At 53.9% G+C, this 26995-nt stretch carries 22 protein-coding genes and 1 other annotated feature; of the genes, 10 read left to right on the top strand and 12 right to left on the bottom strand.

Features of this window, described 5'->3' with window-relative positions; translation table 11 throughout:
- Nucleotides 1-60 precede the first annotated feature (60 nt).
- From copA to ybaK, 4 genes are all read left to right on the top strand, one after another.
- On the top strand, nucleotides 61-2562 hold the full coding sequence (copA, locus tag ACLJQJ_RS01195) for a copper-exporting P-type ATPase CopA (RefSeq protein WP_000083909.1): 2502 nt from the start codon (nucleotides 61-63) through the stop codon (nucleotides 2560-2562).
- 153 nt (nucleotides 2563-2715) lie between these two features.
- A complete protein-coding gene (locus ACLJQJ_RS01190) occupies nucleotides 2716-3543 on the top strand; it encodes a lysozyme inhibitor LprI family protein (RefSeq protein WP_063808871.1) in 828 nt (275 codons plus the stop codon).
- Nucleotides 3544-3628: 85 nt separating this feature from the next.
- Nucleotides 3629-4423 carry a TraB/GumN family protein gene (locus ACLJQJ_RS01185; protein ID WP_000421861.1) on the top strand — a complete coding sequence of 265 codons (795 nt, stop codon included), beginning with the start codon at nucleotides 3629-3631 and terminating at the stop codon, nucleotides 4421-4423.
- Nucleotides 4424-4624: 201 nt separating this feature from the next.
- Complete coding sequence (gene ybaK / locus ACLJQJ_RS01180; protein WP_000186618.1) at nucleotides 4625-5104, top strand: Cys-tRNA(Pro)/Cys-tRNA(Cys) deacylase YbaK; 480 nt, start codon at nucleotides 4625-4627, stop codon at nucleotides 5102-5104.
- Between the two features lie 116 nt (nucleotides 5105-5220).
- Here ybaK and ushA read toward each other — a convergent pair whose 3' ends face one another.
- Nucleotides 5221-6873, bottom strand: coding sequence for a bifunctional UDP-sugar hydrolase/5'-nucleotidase UshA (gene ushA / locus ACLJQJ_RS01175; protein ID WP_063808872.1), 1653 nt, complete (start codon nucleotides 6871-6873; stop codon nucleotides 5221-5223).
- 172 nt (nucleotides 6874-7045) lie between these two features.
- On the opposite strand from ushA, the gene ACLJQJ_RS01170 reads away from it, so the two are divergent.
- On the top strand, nucleotides 7046-8266 hold the full coding sequence (locus ACLJQJ_RS01170; protein ID WP_001251593.1) for an MFS transporter: 1221 nt from the start codon (nucleotides 7046-7048) through the stop codon (nucleotides 8264-8266).
- Between the two features lie 214 nt (nucleotides 8267-8480).
- Nucleotides 8481-10157 carry a YbaL family putative K(+) efflux transporter gene (ybaL, locus tag ACLJQJ_RS01165; protein WP_000546202.1) on the top strand — a complete coding sequence of 559 codons (1677 nt, stop codon included), beginning with the start codon at nucleotides 8481-8483 and terminating at the stop codon, nucleotides 10155-10157.
- A gap of 48 nt (nucleotides 10158-10205) precedes the next feature.
- On the opposite strand, the gene gsk is transcribed toward ybaL, so the two are convergent.
- Nucleotides 10206-11510: an inosine/guanosine kinase gene (gsk, locus tag ACLJQJ_RS01160; RefSeq protein WP_000671592.1), complete on the bottom strand. Its 1305-nt coding sequence runs from the start codon at nucleotides 11508-11510 to the stop codon at nucleotides 10206-10208.
- A gap of 152 nt (nucleotides 11511-11662) precedes the next feature.
- Here gsk and aes point away from each other — a divergent pair, with 152 nt between their 5' ends.
- Nucleotides 11663-12634, top strand: coding sequence for an acetyl esterase (gene aes / locus ACLJQJ_RS01155; protein ID WP_023231698.1), 972 nt, complete (start codon nucleotides 11663-11665; stop codon nucleotides 12632-12634).
- On the opposite strand, the gene hemH is transcribed toward aes, so the two are convergent.
- From hemH to ACLJQJ_RS01115, 8 genes are all read right to left on the bottom strand, one after another.
- Entirely contained in the window at nucleotides 12631-13593 is a 963-nt protein-coding gene (gene hemH / locus ACLJQJ_RS01150) for a ferrochelatase (protein ID WP_063808873.1), read from the bottom strand. The genes aes and hemH overlap by 4 nt on opposite strands.
- 228 nt (nucleotides 13594-13821) lie before the next feature.
- Nucleotides 13822-14466: an adenylate kinase gene (gene adk, locus ACLJQJ_RS01145; RefSeq protein ID WP_001220237.1), complete on the bottom strand. Its 645-nt coding sequence runs from the start codon at nucleotides 14464-14466 to the stop codon at nucleotides 13822-13824.
- A gap of 356 nt (nucleotides 14467-14822) precedes the next feature.
- Complete coding sequence (htpG, locus tag ACLJQJ_RS01140; protein WP_063808874.1) at nucleotides 14823-16697, bottom strand: molecular chaperone HtpG; 1875 nt, start codon at nucleotides 16695-16697, stop codon at nucleotides 14823-14825.
- 110 nt (nucleotides 16698-16807) lie between these two features.
- Nucleotides 16808-17413, bottom strand: coding sequence for a recombination mediator RecR (recR, locus tag ACLJQJ_RS01135; RefSeq protein WP_001195023.1), 606 nt, complete (start codon nucleotides 17411-17413; stop codon nucleotides 16808-16810).
- The gene (locus ACLJQJ_RS01130) at nucleotides 17413-17742 is read right to left on the bottom strand and encodes a YbaB/EbfC family nucleoid-associated protein (protein ID WP_000467098.1); all 330 of its coding nucleotides are present in this window, start codon (nucleotides 17740-17742) and stop codon (nucleotides 17413-17415) included. The genes recR and ACLJQJ_RS01130 overlap by 1 nt, the downstream gene beginning before the upstream one ends.
- A gap of 45 nt (nucleotides 17743-17787) precedes the next feature.
- Nucleotides 17788-19716, bottom strand: coding sequence for a DNA polymerase III subunit gamma/tau (gene dnaX / locus ACLJQJ_RS01125; RefSeq protein ID WP_000121967.1), 1929 nt, complete (start codon nucleotides 19714-19716; stop codon nucleotides 17788-17790).
- Nucleotides 18391-18455 (bottom strand) — a sequence feature (DnaX frameshifting element). Its footprint overlaps the gene before it by 65 nt.
- 113 nt (nucleotides 19717-19829) lie before the next feature.
- A complete protein-coding gene (gene apt, locus ACLJQJ_RS01120) occupies nucleotides 19830-20381 on the bottom strand; it encodes an adenine phosphoribosyltransferase (RefSeq protein ID WP_000127350.1) in 552 nt (183 codons plus the stop codon).
- Nucleotides 20382-20533: 152 nt separating this feature from the next.
- Entirely contained in the window at nucleotides 20534-20911 is a 378-nt protein-coding gene (locus tag ACLJQJ_RS01115; protein WP_063808875.1) for a DUF454 family protein, read from the bottom strand.
- A 68-nt stretch (nucleotides 20912-20979) separates the two neighbouring features.
- Between ACLJQJ_RS01115 and priC the strand changes: the two genes are divergently transcribed.
- The 3 genes from priC to ACLJQJ_RS01100 all read left to right on the top strand — a co-directional run bounded on the left by priC (nucleotide 20980) and on the right by ACLJQJ_RS01100 (nucleotide 22693).
- A complete protein-coding gene (priC, locus tag ACLJQJ_RS01110) occupies nucleotides 20980-21507 on the top strand; it encodes a primosomal replication protein N'' (RefSeq protein WP_063808876.1) in 528 nt (175 codons plus the stop codon).
- Nucleotides 21508-21520: 13 nt separating this feature from the next.
- Entirely contained in the window at nucleotides 21521-21688 is a 168-nt protein-coding gene (rsmS, locus tag ACLJQJ_RS01105) for a pleiotropic regulatory protein RsmS (RefSeq protein ID WP_000051161.1), read from the top strand.
- 69 nt (nucleotides 21689-21757) lie between these two features.
- Nucleotides 21758-22693, top strand: coding sequence for an Rpn family recombination-promoting nuclease/putative transposase (locus ACLJQJ_RS01100; protein WP_063808877.1), 936 nt, complete (start codon nucleotides 21758-21760; stop codon nucleotides 22691-22693).
- Between the two features lie 41 nt (nucleotides 22694-22734).
- Here ACLJQJ_RS01100 and mscK read toward each other — a convergent pair whose 3' ends face one another.
- Nucleotides 22735-26097, bottom strand: a complete 3363-nt coding sequence (mscK, locus tag ACLJQJ_RS01095) for a mechanosensitive channel MscK (protein ID WP_000178232.1) — start codon at nucleotides 26095-26097, stop codon at nucleotides 22735-22737.
- A 118-nt stretch (nucleotides 26098-26215) separates the two neighbouring features.
- Nucleotides 26216-26869 (bottom strand): multidrug efflux transporter transcriptional repressor AcrR, encoded by a 654-nt coding sequence (acrR, locus tag ACLJQJ_RS01090; protein WP_000101755.1) that lies wholly within the window; start codon nucleotides 26867-26869, stop codon nucleotides 26216-26218.
- Nucleotides 26870-26995: the final 126 nt, after the last annotated feature.

The following is a 26995-nucleotide window of genomic DNA, read 5'->3' as shown; positions in this document are numbered from 1 at the left end:
TGAGTCACTACGATTACTAAGGTCAATGAATTGATGACCAATCATAAAGGAGTTTTTACTATGTCTCAAACTATCGACCTGACCCTGGACGGTTTGTCCTGCGGTCATTGCGTTAAACGCGTGAAAGAAAGTCTTGAACAACGTCCGGATGTTGAGCTGGCGGACGTTACCGTAACCGAAGCGCACGTTACCGGTACCGCCAGTGCGGACGCGTTAATTGAAACCATCAAACAAGCCGGGTATGGCGCGACGTTAAGCCACCCAAAGGCTAAACCGCTGACGGAGTCATCAATCCCGTCGGAAGCACTGGCAGCGGTTCCTCATGAGCTTCCGGTAGCGACGGCCGATGAAGAAAGCCAACAGTTGCTGTTAAGCGGCATGAGCTGCGCCAGTTGTGTCACCCGCGTACAACATGCGCTACAAAGCGTACCGGGCGTCACGCAGGCACGGGTAAACCTGGCGGAACGCACTGCGCTGGTGATGGGCAGCGCGTCCGCCGCTGATTTAGTGCAGGCGGTGGAAAAAGCCGGCTACGGCGCAGAAGCGATTGAAGATGACATCAAACGCCGCGAGCGCCAGCAGGAAACCGCCATCGCCACCATGAAACGTTTTCGCTGGCAGGCCATCGTCGCCCTGGCGGTCGGTATACCGGTCATGGTCTGGGGGATGATCGGCGATAACATGATGGTGACCGGCGACAACCGCAGCCTGTGGCTGGCTATTGGCCTGATCACGCTTGCGGTGATGGTCTTTGCGGGCGGTCACTTTTACCGTAACGCGTGGAAAAGCCTGCTGAACGGCACGGCGACGATGGATACGCTGGTGGCGCTCGGCACCGGGGTCGCCTGGCTCTACTCCATGAGCGTCAACCTGTGGCCGCAGTGGTTCCCGATGGAAGCGCGGCACCTCTATTACGAAGCCAGCGCGATGATTATCGGTCTGATTAATCTCGGACACATGCTGGAAGCGCGCGCCCGTCAGCGTTCCTCAAAAGCGCTGGAAAAATTACTCGATCTCACCCCGCCCACCGCACGCGTCGTGACAGAAGACGGCGAAAAAAGCGTCCCGCTGGCGGACGTTCAGCCTGGGATGCTGCTGCGGCTCACTACCGGCGATCGCGTGCCGGTGGATGGCGAAATTACCCAGGGCGAAGCGTGGCTTGATGAAGCCATGCTGACCGGCGAACCTATTCCGCAGCAAAAAGGCGAAGGCGACAGCGTTCATGCCGGCACCGTCGTCCAGGACGGCAGCGTCCTGTTCCGCGCCAGCGCGGTGGGCAGTCATACCACGCTGTCACGCATTATTCGCATGGTACGCCAGGCGCAGAGCAGTAAACCGGAAATTGGCCAACTGGCCGATAAAATCTCCGCGGTATTCGTTCCCGTCGTCGTGGCCATTGCGCTGTTCAGCGCCGCTATCTGGTATTTCTTTGGTCCGGCACCGCAAATTGTTTATACGCTGGTCATCGCCACCACCGTACTGATTATCGCCTGCCCTTGCGCATTAGGCCTGGCGACGCCAATGTCGATTATTTCCGGCGTAGGCCGCGCTGCCGAATTCGGCGTGCTGGTACGCGACGCCGATGCCCTGCAACGCGCCAGTACGTTGGATACCCTCGTTTTTGATAAAACCGGGACGCTGACGGAAGGCAAGCCGCAAGTGGTGGCGATAAAAACCTTTAACGGCGTTGAGGAAGCTCAGGCATTACGTCTGGCTGCCGCGCTCGAACAAGGCTCCAGCCACCCGCTGGCCCATGCGATTCTGGAAAAAGCCGGCGATGATAAACTGCCGCAGGTGAACGGTTTCAGAACTCTGCGCGGACTGGGCGTCAGCGGTGAAGCGGAAGGTCATCAACTGCTTCTGGGGAACCAGGCGTTGCTGAACGAACAGCACGTCGCCACGGATGATATGACGGCGGAAATCACCGCGCAGGCCTCGCAAGGCTCGACTCCGGTCCTGCTGGCGATTGACGGTAAAGCGGCGGCGTTACTGGCGGTACGCGATCCATTGCGCAGCGATAGTATTGCCGCGCTTGAACGCCTGCACAACGCCGGATACCGTCTGGTAATGCTCACCGGGGATAACCCAACGACGGCTAACGCGATTGCCAAAGAAGCGGGCATTGATGAAGTGATTGCGGGCGTTCTGCCGGATGGCAAAGCCGATGCGATTAAACGTCTGCAAAGCCAGGGTCGTCAGGTTGCGATGGTCGGCGATGGTATCAACGATGCGCCCGCGCTGGCGCAGGCGGACGTCGGTATCGCGATGGGCGGCGGCAGCGATGTGGCGATTGAAACCGCGGCGATTACGCTGATGCGCCATAGTCTGATGGGCGTGGCGGATGCGCTGGCCATTTCGCGCGCGACGTTGCGCAATATGAAGCAAAACCTGCTTGGCGCATTTATCTACAACAGCATTGGTATCCCGGTGGCCGCCGGTATTCTGTGGCCGTTTACCGGTACCTTGTTAAACCCGGTAGTAGCGGGCGCGGCAATGGCGCTGTCTTCCATTACCGTCGTAAGCAATGCCAACCGGCTATTGCGCTTTAAACCGAAAGCGTAAAAACGCTATATCAGGCAGCATCAGCTGCCTGATATATTATTAAGCCATCAGTAATTTACCGTATCAATATATAAAAATTTAACCGCACATCCTGTAGAAAAATAAAAATCAACATTTTATAATGTTTTTTTGAATCATAAGGATGTGTTATTTATGTTTAGAAAAGCAGTTACGCTTCTTTTCCTGCTTTCTCCCGCCGTCAGTTATGCAGGGTTATTTGATTCCACTCCAGAGTTAAAATGTGGCAACGATAATGCAGTCACGGCGGCAAAAGAATGGATTTACAATGAAGCATTAGGTCGTTTACAGCAAGACTATATTAAAGAGCCCTCCACGCTTTTCTTCGATATCCCCCAAACTCAATACGAGCAACAACTCCGGGCTATTCCTGTTCAATTCAGTGATGTAATCACGCAGAACCCTCAACCAGAAAATGCCAACTTACGAACTTGCTCGGCTACCGTCGCCATGGGTATTCCTCAGCCATTATTTAAATTAATGAAAGACTTACCAAACACTCTATTCTATATTTCACAAGGGGATGGACAAGTAATAAACAATACGGTGACCTGGAAACAGGTTAACTACAATATTCAGCTAGCAGACAACAACAAAGATATTGTTGTCACCCCTGTGCAAAAAACCGATAAATTGGCGCGGTCTATTTATGTAATGGCAAGAATGACGGTATCTGGTGATAGCATTATAAAGAAAAAAAATAACTCACTGATTGAAATCGCAGCAAAGAAATTTGAGAGTAGAGATCGCGAGCTTAATCAGGTCTGGAAATCGCTACCCACTTCTGCCCGAACGGCATTAAAACAAGAGCAGCGAGTCTGGGTGACAAAAAAAGAGCAGCAGTGCGGCAAACTTAGCGATGCCAAATCCGAGGCCATACCCGCTGAAAAGCGCATCAGTATTTATAAATGCCAGCTTGAAATGACCATCGCCAGAACGGCCTATCTCGACGGCAGCGAATAACCCGACCGATCGTTGACGTCCCGTCAGGGCGCATTGCGCCCTTTTCTCCAACGCGCTAGCATGAGCTTTTTCAAAGGGAGCGCGTATGGAGTTATTAAATCAACTTAAACGTTTATGGCGCGCGCTGCGTGGTACCCCAAATAGTTGGCCTGCTATCGATCTCTCCCTGCCCGGCGGTCGTCATCTGCATCTGGTTGGCAGTATTCATATGGGGACGCGCGATATGGCTCCTCTTCCAGCAAAGCTGGTGAAAAAGCTACGCCAGGCCGACGCGCTGGTCGTTGAAGCGGATATTTCTGGTAACGAAACGCCATTCAGCAATCTCCCCAAATGCCCGCCGTTGGTCGAACGTCTCAGCGCCGGGCAGCTAAGCGCACTGGAAAAACGGGTCAGCGAGTTGGGTATGCCGCTGATCCATTTTGATAATCAACCTTTATGGCAGATAGCTATGGTGCTACAGGCCACGCAGGCGCAACGGCTGGGATTGCGTCCGGACTATGGCATTGATTATCAGCTATTACAGGCTGCCCGCGAAATGTCACTGCCGGTGCAAGAGCTGGAAGGGGCGAAACACCAGCTCGAACTACTCTGCGATCTGCCCGATGGCGGGATGGCGCTGCTCGACGACACGCTGACACACTGGCACACCAACGCACGGCTTTTGCAGGTGATGATCGGCTGGTGGCTTGAACAGCCGCCGACCAGCGTCGGCGCTTCGCTCCCCAGAACGTTTAGCCAACCGCTGTATGATGTACTGATGGTAAAACGCAATGAAGCCTGGCGCGACGCGCTGCTGGCACTGCCGCCGGGACGCTACGTGGTAGCCGTAGGGGCGCTACATCTGTACGGCGAAGGCAACCTACCGCAAATATTGAAATAAAAAAATGGCCAATATCGCTATTGGCCCGTCAAAGAGGAATTTCATCGTTATTATTATCCCGACGCTTTCGCTTCGGATCTTCAGATTGTCGCTCAAAGTTGCCGCAACTGCCAAGACCTAATGCACAAGATTATACTATTTTTTAGTCCGCTTTCGGGCGTATGCTGATGGCAAATCACGTCTGTAGTAAGAAGGAACGTTATGACACCCGCAGTTAAGTTACTCGAAAAAAACAAGATTCCGTTTAACATTCACACCTACGATCACGATCCGAATGAAACTAACTTTGGCGATGAAGTGGTGCGTAAGCTCGGGCTAAACGCCGATCAGGTGTATAAAACGCTTTTGGTCGCCGTGAATGGCGATATGAAGCAACTGGCCGTCGCCGTGACGCCTGTAGCCGGGCAGCTGGATTTGAAAAAAGTCGCCAAAGCTCTGGGCGCGAAAAAGGTCGATATGGCCGACCCGATGGTGGCGCAACGCACCACGGGATATCTGGTCGGCGGGATCAGTCCGCTGGGACAGAAGAAACGGCTGCCCACGCTGATTGACGCGCCTGCCCGCACGTTTGCCACTATTTATGTTTCCGGTGGTAAACGCGGGCTGGATATTGAACTGGCGGCTGACGATTTGGCCGCCATACTGGGTGCTAAATTCGCTGATATCGCGCGTCGGGATTAAGCCTGCGTAAAATACATTGCCGGATAGCGGCGCAAACGCCTTATCCGGCCTACAGCAGACATAATCCGTAGGCCTTAAGGCTGCGCGCCATCAGGCAGTGATGGCTATCCGTACCGCTACAGCCAGCTCACCTCGCCTTTTGGCGTAAACGCCGCCGCATCCAGCGGTGAATTCTGCTGAATAAACTCTTTCAGCACTTCCGCGTCAATAAACCCGGTATTCACGTATCCCGGTTTGTTATCGATGCGCGGATAACCATCGCCGCCCGTGGCGTTGAAACTCAGCGTCGCCATGCGATAGGTTTTAGCCGGATCAACAGGCTCGCCTTTGATTTTCAGATCGGTGAGCTTGCCCTCTTTGGCGACAAAGCTCACATTGGCGAACTGTGGATAGGCGCCGGAGTCCGGTTTCATCTGCGCTACGGCGGTGAGATAATCAACCACCTCTTTGCCGCTCATATCGGCATACACCACAATATTGCCGAACGGCTGTACCTTGAGCACGCTTTTATAGGTAATATCTCCCGCCTCAATCGAGTCGCGAATACCGCCGCCGCTCATCACGCCAAAATCGGCGCCGGTGCGCGCGATCTGCGCAGCCAGAATCACCCGTCCCATATTGGTCTGGACAAATCTGACCTTACTGCGATCGCCTTCAAGAAGGCCATTCACGCTACCAATTTTCACCTCCAGTTGCGCTTTACCTTTATTCTGGAACGGCGTTAATAACGAGAGCATTTGCGGATTTTCGGCGATTTCCGGCGTGTAAAGTACACGCTCGCTTTTCCCGTTATCCCAGGTCACTTTTTTCTTGAGATTTACCGGAATAAGCTGGTAGTTAACCATTTTCATCTCGCCGTTACGGAATTCGAAATCCGCGCGGCCCACATATTTACCCCACTCATGCGCCTGCACGATCCAGATGCCATTTTGCTTATCCGGCGCGCAGGGCGTTCCCGGTACGTAATTCACCTGTTTTTTATTTTCCGACGCCATGCATACCGGGTCTTGTGAGTGACCGCCCACAATCATCGCCAACGAACCGGCAGGCAGGCTACGCGCCATCTCAACGTCGCCCGGCGCGTTCGAACCGTGATCGCCGTTGTCATAATGCCCCATATGCGTGGTCGCGATAATCACGTCCGGTTTTTCATTCATATTAAGTTCCTGAATCACCACCTTTGCTTCTTCAGCAGGTTTACGAAACTCAATATCGGTGAAATATTCCGAGTTGCCTATTTTCGCCGTGTCATCGGTGGTTAAGCCGATTACCGCGATTTTTATATCCTGGCGTGTAAAAATAGCCCACGGCTTAAACAGACGCTCGCCGGTACTTTTTTGATAAATATTGGCGGAAAGAAAGGGAAACTTCGCCCACTTTTCCTGCTGGCGCAATACGGTGAGCGGATTATCAAATTCATGATTACCGACGGCCATAGCGTCGTAGCCAATCAGATTCATCCCGCGGAAATCGGGCTCCGCATCCTGGAGATCGGATTCCGGCACCCCGGTATTAATGTCGCCGCCGGATAACAACAGGACGCTTCCCCCCTCTTGCGCCACCTCTTTACGGATACTGTCCACCAGCGTTTTTTGCGCCGCCAGACCATATTCGCCATATTCGCTGCGCCAGAAGTGACCGTGGTGATCGTTGGTATGCAGGATAGTAATTTTATAGGTTTTATCTTTTTCGTAAGCCTGTGCAGGCTGAGTCGTCAGCGCGAACGCCGCCAGTAACGCCAGCGCCACACCCCGTTTCAAAAATTTCATCTTTCTCTCCCTGACTCAATATCAACCGCAGAAATTACCTTTCCTTGCAATAATAGACAAATATGTTTTCAGAATTGAGACTTCCTTCAAACACATTTCACAGGTATGTTAGGCAAGTAATAATTACACATCCTACTATCTCCAACATCGCATAAAATTTAAGTGACTTTCTATGGCCATGAGTGAACCAACCCAGCCGTTAGCCGGCGCGCCCGCAGCGGCCGCTAAAGCACGTACTTCGTTTGGTATTTTGGGCGCGATCAGTCTTTCCCATCTGCTGAACGATATGATCCAGTCGCTAATCTTAGCCATTTATCCCCTGTTGCAGGCGGAGTTTTCGCTGACTTTCGTCCAGATAGGTTTGATCACCCTGACGTTCCAGCTCGCCTCATCGCTGCTGCAACCGGTCGTCGGCTACTGGACGGATAAATATCCCATGCCGTGGTCGCTGCCTGTCGGCATGTGTTTTACCCTGAGCGGGCTGGTACTGCTGGCAATGGCGGGAAGTTTTGGCGGCGTATTGCTCGCTGCGGCGCTGGTGGGTACCGGCTCGTCCGTTTTTCACCCGGAATCGTCCCGCGTGGCGCGCATGGCCTCCGGCGGACGTCATGGTCTGGCGCAGTCTATCTTCCAGGTCGGCGGTAACTTCGGCAGTTCGTTGGGTCCGCTGCTGGCCGCCGTGATTATCGCGCCCTATGGCAAAGGGAATGTCGCCTGGTTTGTGCTGGCTGCGCTGCTGGCGATCGTGGTGCTGGCGCAGATCAGCCGCTGGTATGCAGCCCAGCACCGGATAGCGAAAGGCAAGCCAAAAGCGATAATCGCTAACCCGCTGCCGCGCAATAAAGTCGTGCTGGCGGTCAGCGTATTATTGCTACTCATTTTCTCGAAATATTTCTATATGGCGAGCATCAGTAGCTACTACACCTTTTATCTGATGCAAAAATTCGGATTATCAATACAAAACGCGCAGCTCCATCTGTTTGCCTTCCTGTTTGCGGTGGCTGCCGGGACGGTAATCGGCGGGCCGGTGGGCGATAAAATCGGCAGGAAATATGTGATTTGGGGCTCTATTCTCGGCGTCGCGCCGTTTACCCTTGTTTTACCCTACGCCACGCTGTACTGGACGGGGATTTTAACGGTGATTATCGGCTTTATTCTCGCGTCGGCGTTTTCCGCCATTCTGGTGTATGCCCAGGAGCTGCTGCCAGGACGCATCGGTATGGTTTCCGGCCTGTTTTTCGGGTTTGCATTCGGGATGGGAGGCCTGGGCGCAGCGGTGCTGGGGCTGATTGCCGACCATACCAGTATCTATTTAGTTTATAAAATATGTGCTTTCCTGCCGCTTCTGGGGATACTGACCATATTCTTACCTGATAATCGACATAAAGCGTGATTTTATGGCGGTTAAAGGTACGCTTTAACCGCCTGTACATCCCGATGCCATCATGCTTTGCCTATCCCATACTTATCCCTTTTCCGTTCCGTGCTCTTTTTACCTTCAGATCGTATCTTTTTATAAAACACAACCATTTTTTATAAACATCCTGATTGAAATTGTCATAAACTATTACCCGGAGTTTTGGAGTCCAGCAACCAAAGGAGACGGAATGCATCACGCTACCCCGCTTATCACCACCATTGTCGGCGGCCTTGTGCTCGCTTTTATTCTCGGCATGATTGCCAACAAATTGCGTATTTCTCCACTGGTGGGATATCTGTTAGCGGGCGTTCTGGCGGGACCTTTTACCCCGGGTTTTGTTGCGGATACCAAACTGGCGCCGGAGCTGGCGGAGCTCGGCGTGATTCTATTGATGTTCGGCGTCGGGCTGCATTTTTCGCTGAAGGATTTGATGGCGGTAAAGTCTATCGCCATTCCCGGCGCTGTCGCTCAGATAGCGGTGGCGACGCTGCTGGGTATGGCGCTTTCCGCCGTGCTGGGATGGTCATTAATGACCGGCATCGTTTTTGGGCTCTGTCTGTCTACCGCCAGTACCGTCGTCCTGCTGCGCGCGCTTGAGGAGCGACAACTCCTTGATAGCCAGCGCGGGCAAATCGCCATCGGCTGGCTGATTGTCGAAGATCTGGTGATGGTGCTGACGCTGGTCTTGCTGCCCGCCGTTGCCGGCATGGTGGAAAAAGGCGATGTCGGCATAGCCTCGCTGGCAGTCGATATGGGGATAACCATTGGTAAAGTGGTGGCGTTTATCGCCATCATGATGCTGGTCGGACGCCGCCTGGTGCCGTGGATTATGGCCCGCAGCGCCGCCACCGGCTCGCGCGAATTATTTACCCTTTCCGTACTGGCGCTGGCGTTAGGCATTGCGTTTGGCGCGGTAGAACTGTTTGACGTCTCTTTTGCGCTGGGCGCGTTCTTCGCTGGAATGGTACTTAATGAGTCGGAACTGAGTCACCGGGCGGCGCACGATACGTTGCCGCTGCGCGACGCCTTTGCCGTCCTGTTTTTTGTTTCCGTCGGCATGTTGTTCGATCCGTTAGTCTTGATTCAACAGCCGCTGGCGGTGTTGGCGACGCTTGCCATTATCGTCTTTGGTAAATCGATCGCTGCGTTTTTCCTGGTGCGTATGTTCGGCCACTCGCCGCGAACCGCGCTGACCATTGCCGCCAGCCTGGCGCAAATCGGCGAGTTCGCCTTTATTCTCGCCGGACTCGGCATGGCGCTCAATCTGCTGCCGCAAGCGGGACAGAACCTGGTGCTGGCAGGCGCTATTTTGTCGATTATGCTTAATCCCGTACTGTTTACCCTGCTGGAGAAGTATCTGGCGAAAACCGAAACGCTGGAAGAGCAAACTCTGGAAGAGGCTATCGAAGAAGAGAAGCAAATTCCGGTGGATATCTGTAATCATGCCCTGCTGGTGGGTTTTGGCCGCGTAGGCAGTCTGCTGGGAGAAAAATTACTGGCGGCGGGGATTCCGCTGGTGGTTATCGAAACGTCCCGTACCCGCGTGGATGAGCTGCGCGAACGCGGGATTCGCGCCGTGCTGGGCAACGCCGCTAACGAAGAAATCATGAATCTGGCGCATCTGGACTGCGCCCGCTGGCTATTATTGACCATCCCCAACGGTTACGAAGCCGGCGAGATTGTCGCCTCAGCGCGGGAAAAAAGTCCTGATATCGAGATAATCGCCCGCGCGCACTATGATGATGAAGTGAAATATATTACCGAGCGAGGAGCCAATCAGGTAGTGATGGGCGAGCGAGAAATTGCCCGGGCGATGTTGGAACTGCTTGAAACGCCGCCCGCAGGTGAAGTCGTCGCCAGTTAAGGGTTTGCCGGACGGCCCGATGCGCACAGCGCCATCGGGCAAGCCAGATTAGCGATCCCAGTACGACTCTTCCAGGCTGTCCTCACGCTCCGGCAGCCCGCGTGTCAGACGCGGAGAATGCTGGTTCAGTACCTGATAACTGACACGGTTAGCATATTTACACACCTGCGCCAGCGACGAATAGGTCAGCCAGGTGAATTTGTGCTTACTGGAGTTCGGTACGTTGCTACGATGGTAACTGTTCGCCGTAATATCGTGCAGCAGCGCCGCCAGCGCGCCATCGCCCGCGCCGTTGGTGTTCATGATTTTTTCCGGCCCGCCCATATACGGCGCAATATGCGAATAAACGCGTAGCGGATTAATACAATCTTTATGGCGCATTGCCCGGCTAAATTCATACTGGTTAAATTCAGCAATAGCCCCCGGCAGCAGCGGATGCTGGGTTTTACGTTTTGCTTCCTCTTCGGTGAAGCCTGCCATATATAACCCTATCGGCCCGGCGGTGCATAACACCAGGTCGACCCAGTCCAGCGCCTTATCCGCCGCCAGCAGCGGGTCGTTTTCGCCGGTCAGCGCTTCCGCTTCTTCTTCATTCATTGCCAGAATCGAGACATTCTCTTTGAGAAACGCCTGCCACCACTGCGGATTATCGGCGATCACAAATTTGGTGCCCAGCGTCATGACAACCGGCACGTTATGCTTTTTCGCGTATTCGATCGCTTTCATCGTCGCGTCAGGCATCGGTTCGCCAGGCTTACAGCGCACCAGATATGAGGTCAACACCAGCGCGGAAGCGCCAGCGATCACCGCTTCCGGAATACTTTCCGCCCGTAGCTGATTCATATGGCCGGGGCTGATAGCGAAGGTACGCTCGCCGGATTCGCCAATCAGCGTGAAACAGCGGCCAATCGGGCCATCTACCGCTTGCAGATAATTCAGGTCGGTACGGCTGGAAGTATTACACAGGTAGCGATAAGCGTAGCTGCCAATCTCAATGTTGCTGCACATCACGCCCAGTAACACCGAACGGTCATCCGCCAGTACCGAGTAATTGTGCATCGTATTGCCTATGGTGCCGCCAGCAAACTGATGGGTGATCAGATTTTCCCGCGTCAGTTCCTGATACAGCTTCTCCGCCACCTCGTCTTCTATCACCAGAGAATGCCCGGCGCTTAATCCATAGCGTGTAATAAAATCGTCATCCACTTTCGCCTCAATATCCACCAACGTCTGGTCGATACCGACGACCCAGGAGGCGTTGGTTTCCTGTTCTGGCTGAATTTGTTGCAACAACGGGTCACGCGCATTGACGGGAAAATAGTGTTTGGATTTACGTTTACCGGGAAATTTCATGATTGTGCTTACGGATGAATAACGGAGCGCTGCATGGTAGCACATTCCCCCTGCTGCGCGCGACGGACGATGGCGTTTCAATATCGGACGACGAGATCGCAGTTTCTCCAGCCGCGTTTTTTACAATGGTTCACTTTCACAAGGAGCGTTTTATGAAGCCGGAAAATAAAATTCCCGTACTCACCCGACTATCTGACGAAATGACAGCCGTCGTAAACTTCCAGCAACCAGGCCTTCCCCCCTGGCCTGCCGATGGCGATATTGAGACCCAGCGTCAGTATTATCTTCTTGAGCGCCGTTTCTGGAATGCCGACGCGCCGTCCATGACCACCCGGACCTGTGCCGTCCCTACGCCTTATGGCGATGTAACAACCCGGCTCTACTTGCCGCAGCCGACCAGTCAGGCCACTTTATACTATCTGCACGGCGGCGGATTTATCCTCGGTAACCTGGATACGCATGACCGGATAATGCGTCTGCTGGCGCGTTATACCGGCTGCACCGTGATCGGCATTGATTATTCGCTGTCGCCGCAAGCGCGTTATCCGCAGGCCATTGAAGAAACCGTCGCGGTATGCAGCTACTTCTCTCAACATGCCGATGAATACTCGCTCAACGTGGAGAAAATCGGTTTCGCCGGGGATTCCGCAGGCGCCATGCTGGCGCTTGCCAGCGCGCTCTGGTTACGTGATAAGCACATTCGCTGCGGTAACGTTATCGCGATTCTGTTGTGGTATGGGTTGTATGGGTTGCAGGACTCGGTAAGCCGCCGTCTGTTCGGCGGCGCGTGGGACGGCCTGACGCGTGAAGATCTGGACATGTACGAAAAGGCCTATCTGCGTAACGATGAAGATCGGGAATCGCCCTGGTATTGTCTGTTTAATAACGATCTCACGCGCGATGTGCCGCCCTGCTTTATTGCCAGCGCGGAGTTTGATCCGCTCATTGATGACAGCCGCTTGCTGCACCAGACATTACAGGCGCACCAGCAGCCCTGCGAATACAAAATGTATCCCGGCACACTGCACGCCTTCCTGCACTATTCGCGAATGATGACAATCGCCGACGATGCCTTGCAGGACGGCGCACGCTTCTTTATGGCGAGGATGAAGACGCCGCGTTAACAGTACGGCGCCGTGAGTTTCAGCATCATATCAATATGTTCCGGCGTCGCGTTCAGCGCCGGAATGTACGCATATTTTTTACCGCCCGCTTCAAGGAAAATCTCGCGGTTCTGTTCCGCTATCTCTTCCAGCGTCTCCAGACAATCCGCGGCAAATCCCGGACACATAACCTGAATATGGCCAGTCCCCTTTTCACCCAACATTTTTAGCGTTTCATCGGTGTACGGCGTCAGCCACGGTTCACGGCCAAAGCGCGACTGGAACGTCATCATTACCTTTTCCGGCGGCAGCCCCAATGCGGAAACCAGTTCACGCGTGGTATCGCGACAGCGCTGCGGGTAGTCATCGCCTTCATCCGCATAACGTTGTGGAATGCCGTGATAGGAGAGCAGAAGCACATCGGGCTCGCCGTGCCTGGCGAACGACTCACGCGCGCTTTTCGCCAGCGCATCGATATAAGCGCCGTCATCCGCGTAATCGCGAATAAATGAGATACCGGGAATACGGCGTTTACGCGCCAGTATCCGCCCCAGTTCGTCCCAGACTGCGCCCACCGTTGAGCAAGAGTATTGCGGGTACAACGGCAGCACGACGATATGGTCGACGTCGCTTGCTAACAGTTCATCGACAGCGCTTTCCAGCGAGGGCGAGCCGTAGCTCATCCCCAGCGCGACGGGCGTATCTGGCAACCGCGCGGCCAGCGCCTGTTGCTGTTCGCGGCTATATACCATGAGCGGCGAACCGCCATCCATCCAGATAGATTGATAGAGTTTCGCGACGCGCGGCGAACGCAGCGGTAAAATAACGCCACGCAGCAGCGGCCACCACAGCAGACGAGGAGTATCCACCACGCGTCTGTCGCTTAAAAATTGTTTCAGGTAGCGCTTTACCGCTTCAGGAGTTGGGGCATCTGGCGTGCCAAGGTTAGCCAGCAGGATACCGGTTTTCGTCTGACGCATTGCCGCCTCTTATCTATTCAAATTGTTGATAATTGTAGCGGAAAAGCGATAAAGAAGAACTAATTGCTGCGAGAGGTAAGACGAGAATTTGCCGAATGGCGCTAACGATGCCAGTAGGCCGGATAAGGCGTTCAGGCCGCCATCCGACACCGATTGCCTGATGGCGCTACGCTTATCAGGCCTGCGGGATAATGGCAGGCCTGATAAGCGGTTCACTACGCGAAAAAATTAACCGAGGATTTTTTCCAGCGCTGCGCGCACGTCGGCAACGGCCTGCGTACCGTCAACTTTAGCGTATTTGGTGTTGCCCGCTTCCGCTTCTTTCTGGTAGTAGCCAATCAGCGGCGCGGTCATCTGATGATATTCCACCAGACGTTTGCGAACGGTCTCTTCCTGATCGTCTTTACGGGTGGTCAGATCTTCACCGGTGACGTCATCTTTGCCTTCTACTTTCGGCGGATTAAACTTAACGTGGTAAACGCGGCCAGAGGCGGCGTGCACGCGACGACCCACAATACGGTCAACGATCAGTTCGTCCGGTACGTCGAATTCCAGCACGTAATCCACCACAATACCCGCTTCTTTCATCGCGTCAGCCTGCGGGATCGTGCGCGGGAAACCGTCCAGCAGAAAACCGTTACGGCAGTCTTCCTGGGCGATACGCTCTTTAACCAGCGCAATCACCAGTTCATCGGTCACCAGTTTACCGGCGTCCATGATATCTTTCGCCTGTTTGCCCAACTCGGAGCCTGATTTCACTGCGGCGCGCAGCATATCGCCAGTGGAGATTTGCGGAATACCATATTTCTCCATGATGAACTGAGCCTGAGTTCCTTTACCCGCGCCCGGAGCGCCAAGCAGAATAATACGCATTACGAAAATCCCCTCAAAGGTTGTCGATATTTTTTAAAAAGCGCTAAACGATACCACCATCACGCATTTCGCTCAAGGAAGCCGCCTGATGCTGAAACGGTTAACGAAGAGAAATCCAGAAAAGAGAAGGTATTATAAAAAATGCCGGATGGCGCTGGCGCTTATCCGGCCTACAAACAGTACTCGCCGTAGGCCGGATAAGACGCTTCGCGTCGCCATCCGGCAGTCACAAAACAGTACCCGTCCGTAGGCCGGATAAAACGTTTCACGTCGCCATCCGGCAGTCACAAAACAGTACTCGCCCGTAGGCCGGATAAGATGCTTCGCGTCGCTATCCGGCAATCAGATGAGCGTTATCAGGACACCAGCAACTGGTTCATACGGCGGATAAACTGGTTCGGATCTTCCAGCGTACCGCGTTCAGCGAACAGCGCCTGATCCAGCAGCAGCTCGACCCACTCTTTAAACTGCGCTTCATCCTCGGTATCGGCAGTGCGTTTGACCAGCACATGATCCGGGTTGAGCTCAAAGATGTATTTCACTTCCGGCACGGACTGACCGGCCGCGGCGAACAGTTTCGCCATCTGGGTGCTCATTTCATCCGCATCGGTGGTGACAATCGCCGGCGTGTCGGTTAAACGATGCGTCAGACGCACCTCTTTCACGCGATCGCCCAGCAGGGTTTTGACACGCTCCACGAACGGCTCAAGCGCCTTTTCCGCTTCTTTCGCGTTTTCGTCGACTTCATCCGCCAGTTTTTCGATGGACTCATCGGCTTTAGCGACCGACTGGAATGCTTTACCGTCAAACTCGGTCAGGTAGTTCATCATCCACTCGTCGATGCGATCGGAGAGCAGCAGCACTTCGATGCCTTTCTTACGCAGCAGTTCCAGGTGCGGGCTGTTTTTCGCCGCCGCATAGCTGTCTGCGGTGATGTAGTAGATTTTTTCCTGCCCTTCTTTCATCCGGGAGACGTAATCTTCCAGCGACACGGTCTGGGCGGAAGAGTCGGTATGGGTGGAGGCAAAGCGCAACAGTTTAGCGATCGCTTCCTGGTTGGCGTGATCTTCCGCCGGGCCTTCTTTCAGCACCAGACCGAACTGTTTCCAGAAGGTTTGGTATTTTTCCGCGTCGTCTTTCGCCAGTTTTTCCAGCATTTGCAGAACGCGTTTGGTTAGGGCGCTGCGCAGATTACGCGTTACTGTGCTGTCCTGCAGGATTTCACGGGAGACGTTCAACGGCAGGTCATTAGAATCAATCAGGCCGCGCACGAAACGCAGATAGTTCGGCATGAACTGCTCGGCATCGTCCATAATGAACACGCGCTGTACGTACAGCTTCAGACCATGTTTGTGATCGCGGTTCCACAGATCCCACGGCGCCTGCGACGGGATATACAGCAGGCTGGTGTACTCCTGCTTACCTTCCACGCGGTTGTGGCTCCAGGTCAGCGGATCGGTGAAATCATGCGCGATGTGCTTGTAAAACTCGTTGTACTCGTCGTCTTTAATTTCCGACTTGTTGCGGGTCCACAACGCCTGAGCCTTGTTGATTTTCTCCCAGGAAATCACGGTTTCGCCGTCTTTTTCTTCCCGTTTTTCAATCTCTACCGGCAATGCGATGTGATCGGAATATTTACTGATAATTGAGCGTACGCGCCAGTCATCGAGGAATTCATCTTCGCCTTCACGCAGGTGTAAGGTGATTTCCGTACCACGGTCATTTTTGGTGATATCGGCAACGGTGTATTCGCCTTCGCCTGCCGATTCCCAGAACACGCCATTTTCCGGCTTGTCGCCTGCCGCACGAGTACGTACGGTCACTTTATCGGCCACAATAAACGCGGAGTAGAAGCCTACGCCAAACTGACCAATGAGCTGGCTATCTTTCGCCTGATCGGACCCCATTGATTCGAGGAAAGATTTGGTGCCGGACTTGGCAATGGTGCCTAAGTGGTCAATCACCTCATCACGATTCATCCCCACGCCGTTATCGGCAATGGTCAACGTACGCTTATCTTTATCGAAAGAGACGCGCACATGCAGCTCGCCATCTCCTTCATACAGGTCCGGGTTTGACAGAGCGCGGAAACGCAGCTTGTCCGCCGCATCTGAGGCGTTAGAGATGAGTTCACGCAGGAAGATTTCTTTATTGGAATAAAGAGAATGGATCATCAGGTGCAGAAGCTGTTTAACTTCTGACTGAAAACCACGCGTTTCTTGTCCTTTCATGTGGATAGACCTCAACAATGCCATTTTTAATGGTAAAAATACGTTGAGGGTGAGATGGGGACAAGCGGGTGTGATTTCAAGCGGAGGCCGCGAATGCCGCCTCCGTTTGTTCAGAAAATAATCTTATGGCGTCCCGCCAGCGAGTGGGACAGCGTCGTACCGTCGACCATCTCCAGTTCGCCGCCAACCGGCACGCCGTGGGCGATACGACTGGCTTCGACGCCGGCCTCCGCGCACAGCTCGGCAATATAGTTCGCGGTAGCCTCTCCTTCAACCGTCGGGTTGGTCGCGAGGATCAGCTCACTGATTTTTTCTGACGCCAGCCGCTGTTCCAGACGATCGAGACCGATATCATCCGGCCCGATGCCGTCCAGCGGCGACAGGTGGCCCATCAGCACGAAATACCGCCCGGAAAATTGCCCGGTCTGCTCAATGGCGTAGATATCCGCAGGACTCTCCACCACGCAAATCTGGCCGTTTTCCTGACGCCGCGGGTTCGAACAGATATTACAAACATCCTGCTCGGTAAAGGTGCGGCAGTCGGCGCAGTGGCCGATTTCCGACATCGCCCGGGTCAGCGCCTGCGCCAGGCGCATTCCGCCGCTGCGATCGCGCTGCAACAGGGTAAACGCCATCCGTTGCGCCGACTTAGGGCCGACGCCCGGAAGGCAGCGCAACGCTTCCATAAGCTGAGTTAACAGCGGACTGGTTTGCATCAGAATGGCATCTTAAAGCCTGGCGGCAGTTGCATACCGGAAGAGACAGAGGCCATCTTCTCTTTTTGCGTCTCTTCAATGCGGCGCGCCGCATCGTTGAAGGCCGCAGCGACCAGATCTTCCAGCATCTCTTTGTCATCTTCCAGCAGGCTTGGGTCAATTTCCACGCGGCGGCAGTTATGCGCGCCGTTGATGGTAACCTTCACCAGACCCGCGCCGGATTCGCCGGTCACTTCCAGCTGCGCAATCTCTTCCTGCATTTTCTGCATTTTTTCCTGCATCTGCTGGGCCTGTTTCATCAGATTGCCCAGACCGCCTTTTCCAAACATAAGCTCTCTCTCTTGATGGTTCACAATCGCAAGCCGGGCTTACGATCAAATGGGGCGGATACTCTCTTCATCCAGCTCGGCGTCGAAGAATCGACGCAGCGTCTGAATGTTATTATCCGCAATAATTGACTCACGCGCTTGCGCGAGTTTCTCTTCATAAATGGCCTGACGCCATTCCAGCGGCGTACGCACCGCGGGATTATCATCTTCAACGATGGTCAGTTCAACCGTCGTTCCCGTCAGATCGCTGAGCGCTTGCGCCAGCTTTTGCTGCGCGCCGCTGGAATTGAGGTGCCGCTGCGTCGAGCGCAGATGCAGACAAACCGCGTTGCCGTTCTGCTCCTTCCAGGCATTGAGCGCCACCTGCTCCACCAGCTTAGGCAAAGAAAGCTGGCTTACCTGCGCCGCCCACGGATCGCGCTCAATCGCTTCCGCCGCCAGTTTAGCCGCCAGCTCCGGCGTTTTTTCATGCTCCAGAGCTTTCTTAAGCGCTTTTGGCGTAGCCACCACTTCTTTGGTTTGTACTACCGGCGTGGTGGCCTTCCAGCGATAAGCCTCTTTCTTTACTGGCGCCGTTTCCAGCGCAGACGGCGCCGGGCGCGCCTGTACGCGCTCCGAAACCGAGGCCAGCCGCTCCAGCGCAGAGTTATTCACCGGCCGCGCGCGGGATGCGGCTGCCGGTTCACTCTTTTTTGTTTTGGTTACTCCCTGCGCGCGCTGTAGCTGATTGCGCGCCGCCAGCACCTGACTGGTAGACGCCGGCAGCGGCGCTGGCGATGTCTGCGGCGCGGGCGCCGACGGCTGCTGCACCTGCGGCGGCGTCATTACCGCCGTTGGGGCCACGGGCGCAAAAGACTGCCGCGGCGTTTCAGGCTCCGGCAAGGGCATACGCGGGTGAAACGCCAGCGCACGCAGTAACGTCATTTCAACGCCCATCCGCCGGTCCGGCGCCCAGGGCAATTCTTTGCGACCAATCAACAACGTCTGATAATAGAGCTGAAGATCGCCGGGAGGCACCGTCCGGGCAAGTTCGCGCATCCGTTGCTCGATAGCCGCCATATCGCTGCCTAACGCGGCAGGCGAAAGTTGCACCATCGCAATACGGTGCAGCAGGCTAAGCATTTCGACCAGCAGCGCTTCCCATTCAATACCGCGCGCCGCCGCCTCGTTGATAAGCGACATGACGCGTTCGCCGTTAGCGTCAACCACCGCCTCGACTAATGACAAAGCCTGGTCGTCGTCCAGCGTACCGAGCATGGCGCTTACCGCCTGCGTCGAAACCTGCCCGTCGCCGCTGGCGATCGCCTGGTCAGTCAGACTTAATGCATCGCGCAGGCTGCCGTCAGCCGCGCGTGATAACAACTGCAACGCGCGGGGTTCGTGAGCGATATGTTCCTCATTGAGAATATGCTCAAGCTGATGGCGAATCTGTTCAACATCCAGCGCTTTGAGATGAAACTGTAGGCAGCGCGACAAAATGGTCACCGGCAGCTTCTGCGGATCGGTGGTCGCCAGTAAAAATTTCACATGCGCTGGCGGCTCTTCAAGCGTTTTAAGTAGCGCATTAAAGCTGTGGCGCGACAGCATGTGGACTTCATCGATCAGATAGACTTTAAAGCGACCGCGCGCAGGCGCGTACTGGACGTTATCCAGCAGGTCGCGGGTGTCTTCGACTTTGGTACGCGATGCGGCGTCAATCTCAATGAGATCGACAAAACGCCCCTGCTCAATTTCCCGACAGTTATCGCAAACGCCGCACGGCGTCGCGGTAATACCGGTTTCGCAGTTCAGCCCCTTCGCCAGCAGCCGGGCGATAGAGGTTTTACCGACGCCGCGCGTGCCGGAAAAAAGATATGCGTGATGAATGCGCCCTAACGACAAGCCGTTCGCCAGTGCGGTCAGCACATGTTCCTGGCCGACGACGTCAGCAAAGGTTTGTGGGCGCCATTTTCTGGCTAAGACCTGATAACTCATTGGCAGGCTCTGAAACGCTGGAAGGTGGATTCATAGAAGGGTAATGCTAACACAACCTCGCCGATACAGCGAGGTTGTCTCTCTGGCTAAAATAGCAGTGCGGATAGCCTGAATCAATGCCCTGGAAACGGCACCAGGCTGTAACAGGTAATCCCCTGCTTTTCCAGACGCTGCTCGCCGCCCAGATCGAACAAATTGATGATGAACGCCGCATCGGTGACTTTCCCGCCCAGACGACGGATCAGCTTCACGGTCGCCTCAATGGTGCCGCCAGTCGCCAGCAGATCGTCCACGACCAGCACGTTGTCGCCAGGTTTAATCGCGTCGACATGGATTTCCAGCTGATCGGTGCCGTACTCTAATTCATAGGTCTCGGCAATAGTTTCACGCGGTAATTTGCGCGGTTTACGTACCGGAACAAAACCAACGCCCAGCCCAAGCGCAACCGGCGCGCCAAACAGGAAGCCACGCGCTTCGGTGCCGACCACTTTGGTGATACCCGCATTTTTATAACGCTCAACCAACAGTTCAATACTGAGCGCGTAGGCTTTCGGGTCTTCCAGTAAGCTGGTGACATCACGGAAAAGAATGCCCGGTTTCGGGTAATCCTGAATGCTTTTGATGCTGTTTTTGAGAAACTCAAGCTGCTGTGCAGTCGCGGTCATGGATATATGCCTGCTAAGTACGGTGTTACTCACGGCGCAATACTTTTCAGTCAGGGGTAACGCTCGGTTACTCTTTGACCGCCTGCGCCTGTGCTCGAAAACGGTCGAATTTACTGGCTGTGAACGACAATTGCAACAGCGATTCGTGTGCTTCAGCGCTTTTGTTGCTTTTCATCAATCACCGGTATCCGCCACATAAAAATCAGCAGACAGGCCAAAATAACCAACAGCAGCACCCGCACCCACATCATATTCACCAGCCACAGCGAAATACCAAAGGTCAGCAATATCAACGCGATCGCTCGCGGTTTCGCTCCCGGCGGCATGGCCCGATAGCGCTGCCAGTGGCGCAGATAACCGCCAAACCATGAGCGGTATAACAACCAGGCATGGAAACGAGGCGACGAGCGGGCGAAACACCAGGCCGCCAGTAAAATGAACGGCATAGTCGGCAACAGGGGCAAAACCACGCCCAATGTCCCTAATACTACCGCCAGCCAGCCAATGATGATTAAAATAGTACGTTGCATAATGCGAATCGTTATCAAACAGAAGGCTACTGTAGCACAGCCTGTCTTATTTTCATCGGGGTGTTGAATTGAAAACCGCTATGCTGTTACAGACGCTGGAAGAGAAGCTGGCGACGCTACGCCAACGCTGCGCGCCGCTGGCGCAACATGCGACGTTAAGCGCGCGCTTTGACCGACACCTTTTCCGTACCCGCAGTACTCTGTTGCAGGGATATCTGGAAGAGGCTGACGCCAATCTCGCCGCGTTGCGTCAGGCGGTAAAACATGAGCAACTGCCGCAAGTCGCCTGGCTGGCGGAACATCTGGCTTCGCAACTGGAGGCGATATCGCGTGAAACCGCCGCCTGGTCGCTGCGCCAGTGGGACGCCGCCGCGCCAGGGCTTGGCCGTTGGCAGCGCAGACGAATACAGCATCAGGAGTTTGAACGTCGACTACTGGCGATGACACAGGAGCGCAAAATCCGTCTGGCGCAGGCGACCGGCCTTGTCGAACAACAAACGCTGCAAAAGGAAGTCGAGATCTATGAAGGACGGCTGGCGCGCTGCCGACATGCGCTGGAGAAAATAGAAAACGTACTGGCGCGTTTAACCCGTTAATCCTGGAGAAAGTATGTCGCTTGAAAATGCCCCTGATGAAGTCAAACTGGCCGTGGATTTAATTGTGCTGCTTGAAGAGAATCGCTTACCGGCACGAACGGTGCTACGCGCGCTGGAAATAGTTATGCGTGATTATGAAAACAAGTTAAAAAGTACGGAAGACGACTCGCAAACAGAATAATTGCCCCCTGGTTTGTCCTCGTTGTCGCTGACAAAGTGGTCGCTACAGTCAGGCAACAAGGGACGGGTCATGGAACGTCTACCCACCACGCCGCACGATGCGGTATTTCGACAAATGCTGATGCAAAAAGAGGTCGCCCGCGACTTTCTGGCTCTCCACATGCCAGAAGACTTTCTTGCAATCTGCGATCTGGATTCACTGAAGCTGGAGTCGGGGAGTTTTGTTGAAGACAATTTACGCAGCCGCTATTCAGATATTCTCTACTCTCTGCATACCCAACACGGCCCCGGGTATGTTTACGCGCTCATTGAACATCAGAGCAAATCAGACCGGCTGATGGCTTTTCGCCTGATGCGTTACGCCATTGCCGCCATGCAGCGTCATCTGGATGCCGGTCATGATACCTTGCCGCTGGTGGTGCCAATCCTTTTTTATCACGGTCCGGAAAGCCCGTGGCCCTATAGCCTTAACTGGCATAATATGTTTGTGAAACCGGATATGGCGAAGGCCTTATACAGCCGTGATTTTGCGCTGGTCGACCTGACGATAATGCCGGATAATCAGCTTTTGCAGCATCGGCGGATAGCGATGTTAGAGCTCCTGCAAAAACATATTCGTCAACGCGATTTAAGCGAACTGCTCGACCCCCTTATCACGCTTTTAACGCAGGATCATTTGACGGACACGCAGCTCAGTGTGTTGATCAACTATATGTTGAAAGCAGGAAACGCCGCAGAACCCGGGGCGCTAATTCGTCAACTGGCGCAGGGCGCGCCGCAGTATAAGGAACAACTGATGACAATAGCGGAATGGCTGGAAGAAAAAGGCCGAACGGAAGGGTTGCAAAAGGGCCTGCAAAAAGGCCTTGAGCAAGGGTTAGCACAAGGCCGAGAGGCCGAAGCGCGCGCTATTGCCCGCAAAATGCTTGCCAACGGGCTGGAACCCGGGCTCATCGCCAGCGTCACCGGCATTACGCCGGAAGAGCTTTCTACGCTTTCACATTAGCGGCGCCGCGCGCACTCATAAAGCGCGCGGCCCACCGCCTTTTAGCTTGCCGTAGGCGCCAGATCGCCGCCGTTGAGATCGCGCTTCACTTCAGTGACTTCGTCGCCCTTCGCGTTATGCAGATGCACCTCAAGCTGGTTAAAGGCGATATTGATATCATTTTCACGGCACAGTCGATCGATCGCGCGGTTCAGTTCATCCACCGTATGGCTACGATCGCGCAATTCACGCACATACAGACGCAGTTCATGATCCAGAGTGCTGGCGCCAAAGGTGGTGAAGAATACGGCAGGTTCCGGATCGTGCATCACCTTCGGATGCTCCATCGCCGCCTGTAGCAGGACTCTTTTCACTTTCTCCAGATCCGAGCCATAGGCCACGCCAAGCCGGATCACCAGACGAGTCGTGGTATCGGAGAGGGACCAGTTAATCAACCGCTCCGTCACGAACGCTTTGTTCGGAATGATCACTTCTTTACGATCAAAATCGGTAATAGTGGTGGCGCGAATACGAATCTTACTGACCGTGCCGGAATAGGTGCCGATCGTTACCGTATCGCCAATGCGTACCGGACGTTCGAAGAGGATGATTAAACCCGAGACAAAGTTACCGAAGATCTCCTGTAGCCCAAAACCGAGACCCACCGACAACGCCGCCGCCAGCCACTGGAGTTTATCCCACGAGACGCCGAGCGATCCGAATACTGTCATCGCGCCAACAGCGATAATGACGTAGTTAAGGATCGTGGTGATCGCATACGAAGCCCCCTGGCGCATATTGAGGCGTGAAAGCACCAGCACTTCCAGCAGGCCGGGTAAGTTGCGGATGAGCGCCCAGGCCACCATCGCGGCAATAATGGCGAATAGCAAGCTGCCCATCGTCACGCTTTTCACCACCGCAGCGCCAGCTTCGGAGCCGTTGTAGTGCCACAGCGTGATGCTATCAAGATAGCTGAATACGGTGATCAAATCGGACCAAATCGCCCAGAACATAACGCCGAACAGGGCAAGCATTAGCAGCATCGTGATACGTAATGTTTGCTGGTTAATCTGCTCCAACGCGATGGCGGGTTCTTCCTGTGGCTCCGCGCCTTCCGCTCCCTCTTTTACCAGGTTCTGACGACGAGCCAGCGCGCGTCGCCAGGCAATCCGGCGCGCCGCTACGCTTAACCCGCGCAGCACCGTTTGATAAAGCAGGTTCCAGATAATGACCAGATAGACGGTTTCAATCCAGCGCCCCGCCAGGCGCAGGGTGGTATAGAAATAGCCGGTCGCCGTTAATACCATTAACGCCACCGGAATAATGGAAAGAATCGTCACGGTCACCAGTCGAATGCCGTGAGATTCTTTATCGCGCCAGCTTTCCCGGCACAGTGGCCACACCAGCAATGTTATGACCAGCAGATTGAGGAAAATAACCGCCTGCCCCAGCACGTCATCCATCAGATTCAGCGGCGACAACTCCGCCACCACAGACCAAAAGTGCAGCGGCAGCAATGCGAGGCTAATGCGTACAATCTGGCGACGCCAGTGGCTGGTCAACTGCGCTGGCATACCGAAATGGCGTATTGCCACGCCCTCTTTTTCCAGCACCTTCCAGCACAGCCCAAAGACCAGCCAGAACATTGCGAGCTTTTTACTAAAGGCCCAGAGCAGATCGCTGATATTTAGCTGCATGGTCAGCAGGATCAGTCCAAGCGCGAGGATAATCAGACACACCGGCAGCGCGCGGATCAGATCGATCAGAATAGCTTTTGGCGTATTGAGTTGACTATCGTTACGCAACGATCCCACGGCGGCGGCCAGCTTCTGTTGATACGCTTTTAACCATTTCAGACGCCAGCGGATTAAACCGGCGATGAGCAAGAGCGGCAACCCGGCCAAAAAAGCAATAAATACCGCGGGCCAGGCTTTTTGCCAGTTCACCGTGATTTTCATGGCGCTGAATTGCTCTTTTAACGTTTGGGGGAACGCTTTAAGCCAGTCCCAGTCCATAGGGCGGTTACTGTTCACCCAAAAAATCTGCTGCGTCAGAATGGCTTTCAGATTTTTCGAGACGCTCATCAACTGCTGCTGGTTAACTTGCAGGTTAATCGCCATCATCAGCTGGTTACCCAACTGTTTATTTAGCTGATCCAATAGCTCACGGCGCATCTCCACCACCTGAAGCAACGCATCATGAACTTCATCATTTACCTCGCTGGTATGCCCCTCCTCCAGCTTGTCGACAAAGGCATCGCTTTGGAATAAGGCATCACGCTGCTGGTTGATTTCAAACTGCTCCAGACGCAAATCCGCAATACGGTTGGTCATATCTTCGAGTTCGTCGGCGGAGGGCAGGGTTTGCTGCTGTTGATAAAGAATACGCGACAGCAACAGGCTGCCTTTTAAGACGGCAATCTGTTCTTTGATATTTCTTTCCGACTGCAGCGCGCGATCGAGCCAGTTTTTTACTTTAATGTTTTGCTGCATCAACATATTGCCGTTTTCGGTCGCGACAATCAGACGCTGGCTGAGTTGATGGTTAATATCCAGTTCCTGTTTTACCAGCGGGTTCGCCTGGATACGCGCCGTTTCGTCCGGCGAAATGGCCTCCTGGGCCGTTTTTTCCGTTAGCGTAAGTCGTTTACTGTTGACCGCCTCCTGTAAAAGTTGAAGCTGATGTTCAAGGCGATTACTGTTGGCCGTCACGTAATCCCGCTGTTTTTGCAGGGTGTCCTGCAAAACGGTATTCCCTTCAAGACTCTTACGTTGCTGGTCGATCTGCGCATTAAGCAGCGCCTGTTGTGCCTGTAATAACACCTGTTGGCTGGGGCGAAGCGCGGCTTCGCCGACGTTATTGCCGTCCAGACGGTTACGGATTTGCTGTATTTGCTGTGAGGCGGTATACATGGCGTTTTGCACGCGCTCAGGCTGGGTCTGTAGCGAAACAAGCTGGCTGTTATAAGCGGCAAGATCGTTTTGCGAATTTTGCAAATCATCCAGTACCTGCGCCACGCGCAGCTCAAGCTGACGTAGCGAAAGCGCACTCAGCGTTTTTCGCATTTCATCATCATTATCGACGTCGCTCAGCGCATTCAACGCAGCCGTCGCCTGACGCATTTTTTCAGGCGCCTGCGCCACCTTCTGCCGTAGCTGTACGGTCTCCTCTTTCACCCGCTCGATTTTATCCAGCGTAGCTAACGTATCAATAAGGTCTTGCTGGACGAGCTTATCCTGGGCGGAGAGATCTTTTTGCTTATTCAGCGTATCCAGCTGGTTTTGTACATCCGCTTTTGACGGCAGGTCGCCATTCGTTTGCCCCCGGGCAAATGCCAGAGACTGACAGGACAGCAGGATAATAAGGACGCTAATTGTAATAAAAACAAAATGCTGTGAACGTTTATAAAGCTGCAACATAGTCATGAGAATGAAGTGTCTGAACCGGCAAGCAGACCGGAAATAATTGAGTCGCAAGAATATCACGCCTGTAACAAACAGAATAGCGACACAGAAAATGTCCAGGAGTTTTCCTGGAATATTATCAGGGGGAGCCGTTGACCGTCGACGCGCGCAGCGTCGGACACAATTGATACATCTCCAGCAGGATCGTGACGTAGGCGCGAGCTTCTTTTTTTAAATCAAACGATTGCGGAGCAAATAACCAGTTTTCCATGAGCCCTGAAATAAAGCTGCGCATCAGTATCGCCGCACGACGAGTCAGCAGATTTTCAGGCAGCATTTTAGCATTAATACAATGTTTTAACGTTTGTTCAATCCGATCGTAACTTTCCAGACAAAGGCTACGTTGCGCCTGTTGAACCACAACCATTTCTCCGACAAACTCACATTTATGGAATATAATCTCCATCAATAAGCGGCGTCGTTCTTCTGTTACAGTAGCTTCAAGAATATGAACTAAAATTTCTCTTAATACAGATAGTGGATCGTCGGGGAATTTTGCCTGATACTCAATCTCAAGCTCACCAATATTGGATTCTGATAGCTCCCAGATCTCACTGAATAAATCCGACTTATTTTTGAAATGCCAATAGATTGCGCCGCGCGTCACGCCAGCAGCGTTCGCAATCTCCGCCAGCGAGGTTGCTGATACGCCTTGCTGCGAGAACAAACGCAGGGCCACATCCAGGATGTGTTGTCGTGTCTCCAGCGCTTGTTGTTTGGTTTTTCGTGCCATATGTCGGTGAATTTACAGGCGTTAGATTTACATACATTTATGGATGTATGTACCATAGCACGACGATAATATAAACGCAGCAATGGGTTTAAGGACCTTTGACCATTGACCAATTTGAAATCGGAC

Origin of the sequence: Salmonella sp. SAL04202 (assembly GCF_046550775.1) — a bacterium.
GTDB lineage: Bacteria > Pseudomonadota > Gammaproteobacteria > Enterobacterales > Enterobacteriaceae > Salmonella > Salmonella enterica.
Note: the sequence above shows the minus strand (reverse complement) of the source record. Positions and strands in the feature narration are given on the sequence as shown.

Coding starts and splice junctions, on each gene's coding strand:
- copA (WP_000083909.1), top strand. CDS start 61: ATGTCTCAAACTATCGACCTGACCCTGGACGGTTTGTCCTGCGGTCAT.
- ACLJQJ_RS01190 (WP_063808871.1), top strand. CDS start 2,716: ATGTTTAGAAAAGCAGTTACGCTTCTTTTCCTGCTTTCTCCCGCCGTC.
- ACLJQJ_RS01185 (WP_000421861.1), top strand. CDS start 3,629: ATGGAGTTATTAAATCAACTTAAACGTTTATGGCGCGCGCTGCGTGGT.
- ybaK (WP_000186618.1), top strand. CDS start 4,625: ATGACACCCGCAGTTAAGTTACTCGAAAAAAACAAGATTCCGTTTAAC.
- ushA (WP_063808872.1), bottom strand. CDS start 6,873: ATGAAATTTTTGAAACGGGGTGTGGCGCTGGCGTTACTGGCGGCGTTC.
- ACLJQJ_RS01170 (WP_001251593.1), top strand. CDS start 7,046: ATGGCCATGAGTGAACCAACCCAGCCGTTAGCCGGCGCGCCCGCAGCG.
- ybaL (WP_000546202.1), top strand. CDS start 8,481: ATGCATCACGCTACCCCGCTTATCACCACCATTGTCGGCGGCCTTGTG.
- gsk (WP_000671592.1), bottom strand. CDS start 11,510: ATGAAATTTCCCGGTAAACGTAAATCCAAACACTATTTTCCCGTCAAT.
- aes (WP_023231698.1), top strand. CDS start 11,663: ATGAAGCCGGAAAATAAAATTCCCGTACTCACCCGACTATCTGACGAA.
- hemH (WP_063808873.1), bottom strand. CDS start 13,593: ATGCGTCAGACGAAAACCGGTATCCTGCTGGCTAACCTTGGCACGCCA.
- adk (WP_001220237.1), bottom strand. CDS start 14,466: ATGCGTATTATTCTGCTTGGCGCTCCGGGCGCGGGTAAAGGAACTCAG.
- htpG (WP_063808874.1), bottom strand. CDS start 16,697: ATGAAAGGACAAGAAACGCGTGGTTTTCAGTCAGAAGTTAAACAGCTT.
- recR (WP_001195023.1), bottom strand. CDS start 17,413: ATGCAAACCAGTCCGCTGTTAACTCAGCTTATGGAAGCGTTGCGCTGC.
- ACLJQJ_RS01130 (WP_000467098.1), bottom strand. CDS start 17,742: ATGTTTGGAAAAGGCGGTCTGGGCAATCTGATGAAACAGGCCCAGCAG.
- dnaX (WP_000121967.1), bottom strand. CDS start 19,716: ATGAGTTATCAGGTCTTAGCCAGAAAATGGCGCCCACAAACCTTTGCT.
- apt (WP_000127350.1), bottom strand. CDS start 20,381: ATGACCGCGACTGCACAGCAGCTTGAGTTTCTCAAAAACAGCATCAAA.
- ACLJQJ_RS01115 (WP_063808875.1), bottom strand. CDS start 20,911: ATGCAACGTACTATTTTAATCATCATTGGCTGGCTGGCGGTAGTATTA.
- rsmS (WP_000051161.1), top strand. CDS start 21,521: ATGTCGCTTGAAAATGCCCCTGATGAAGTCAAACTGGCCGTGGATTTA.
- ACLJQJ_RS01100 (WP_063808877.1), top strand. CDS start 21,758: ATGGAACGTCTACCCACCACGCCGCACGATGCGGTATTTCGACAAATG.
- mscK (WP_000178232.1), bottom strand. CDS start 26,097: ATGACTATGTTGCAGCTTTATAAACGTTCACAGCATTTTGTTTTTATT.
- acrR (WP_000101755.1), bottom strand. CDS start 26,869: ATGGCACGAAAAACCAAACAACAAGCGCTGGAGACACGACAACACATC.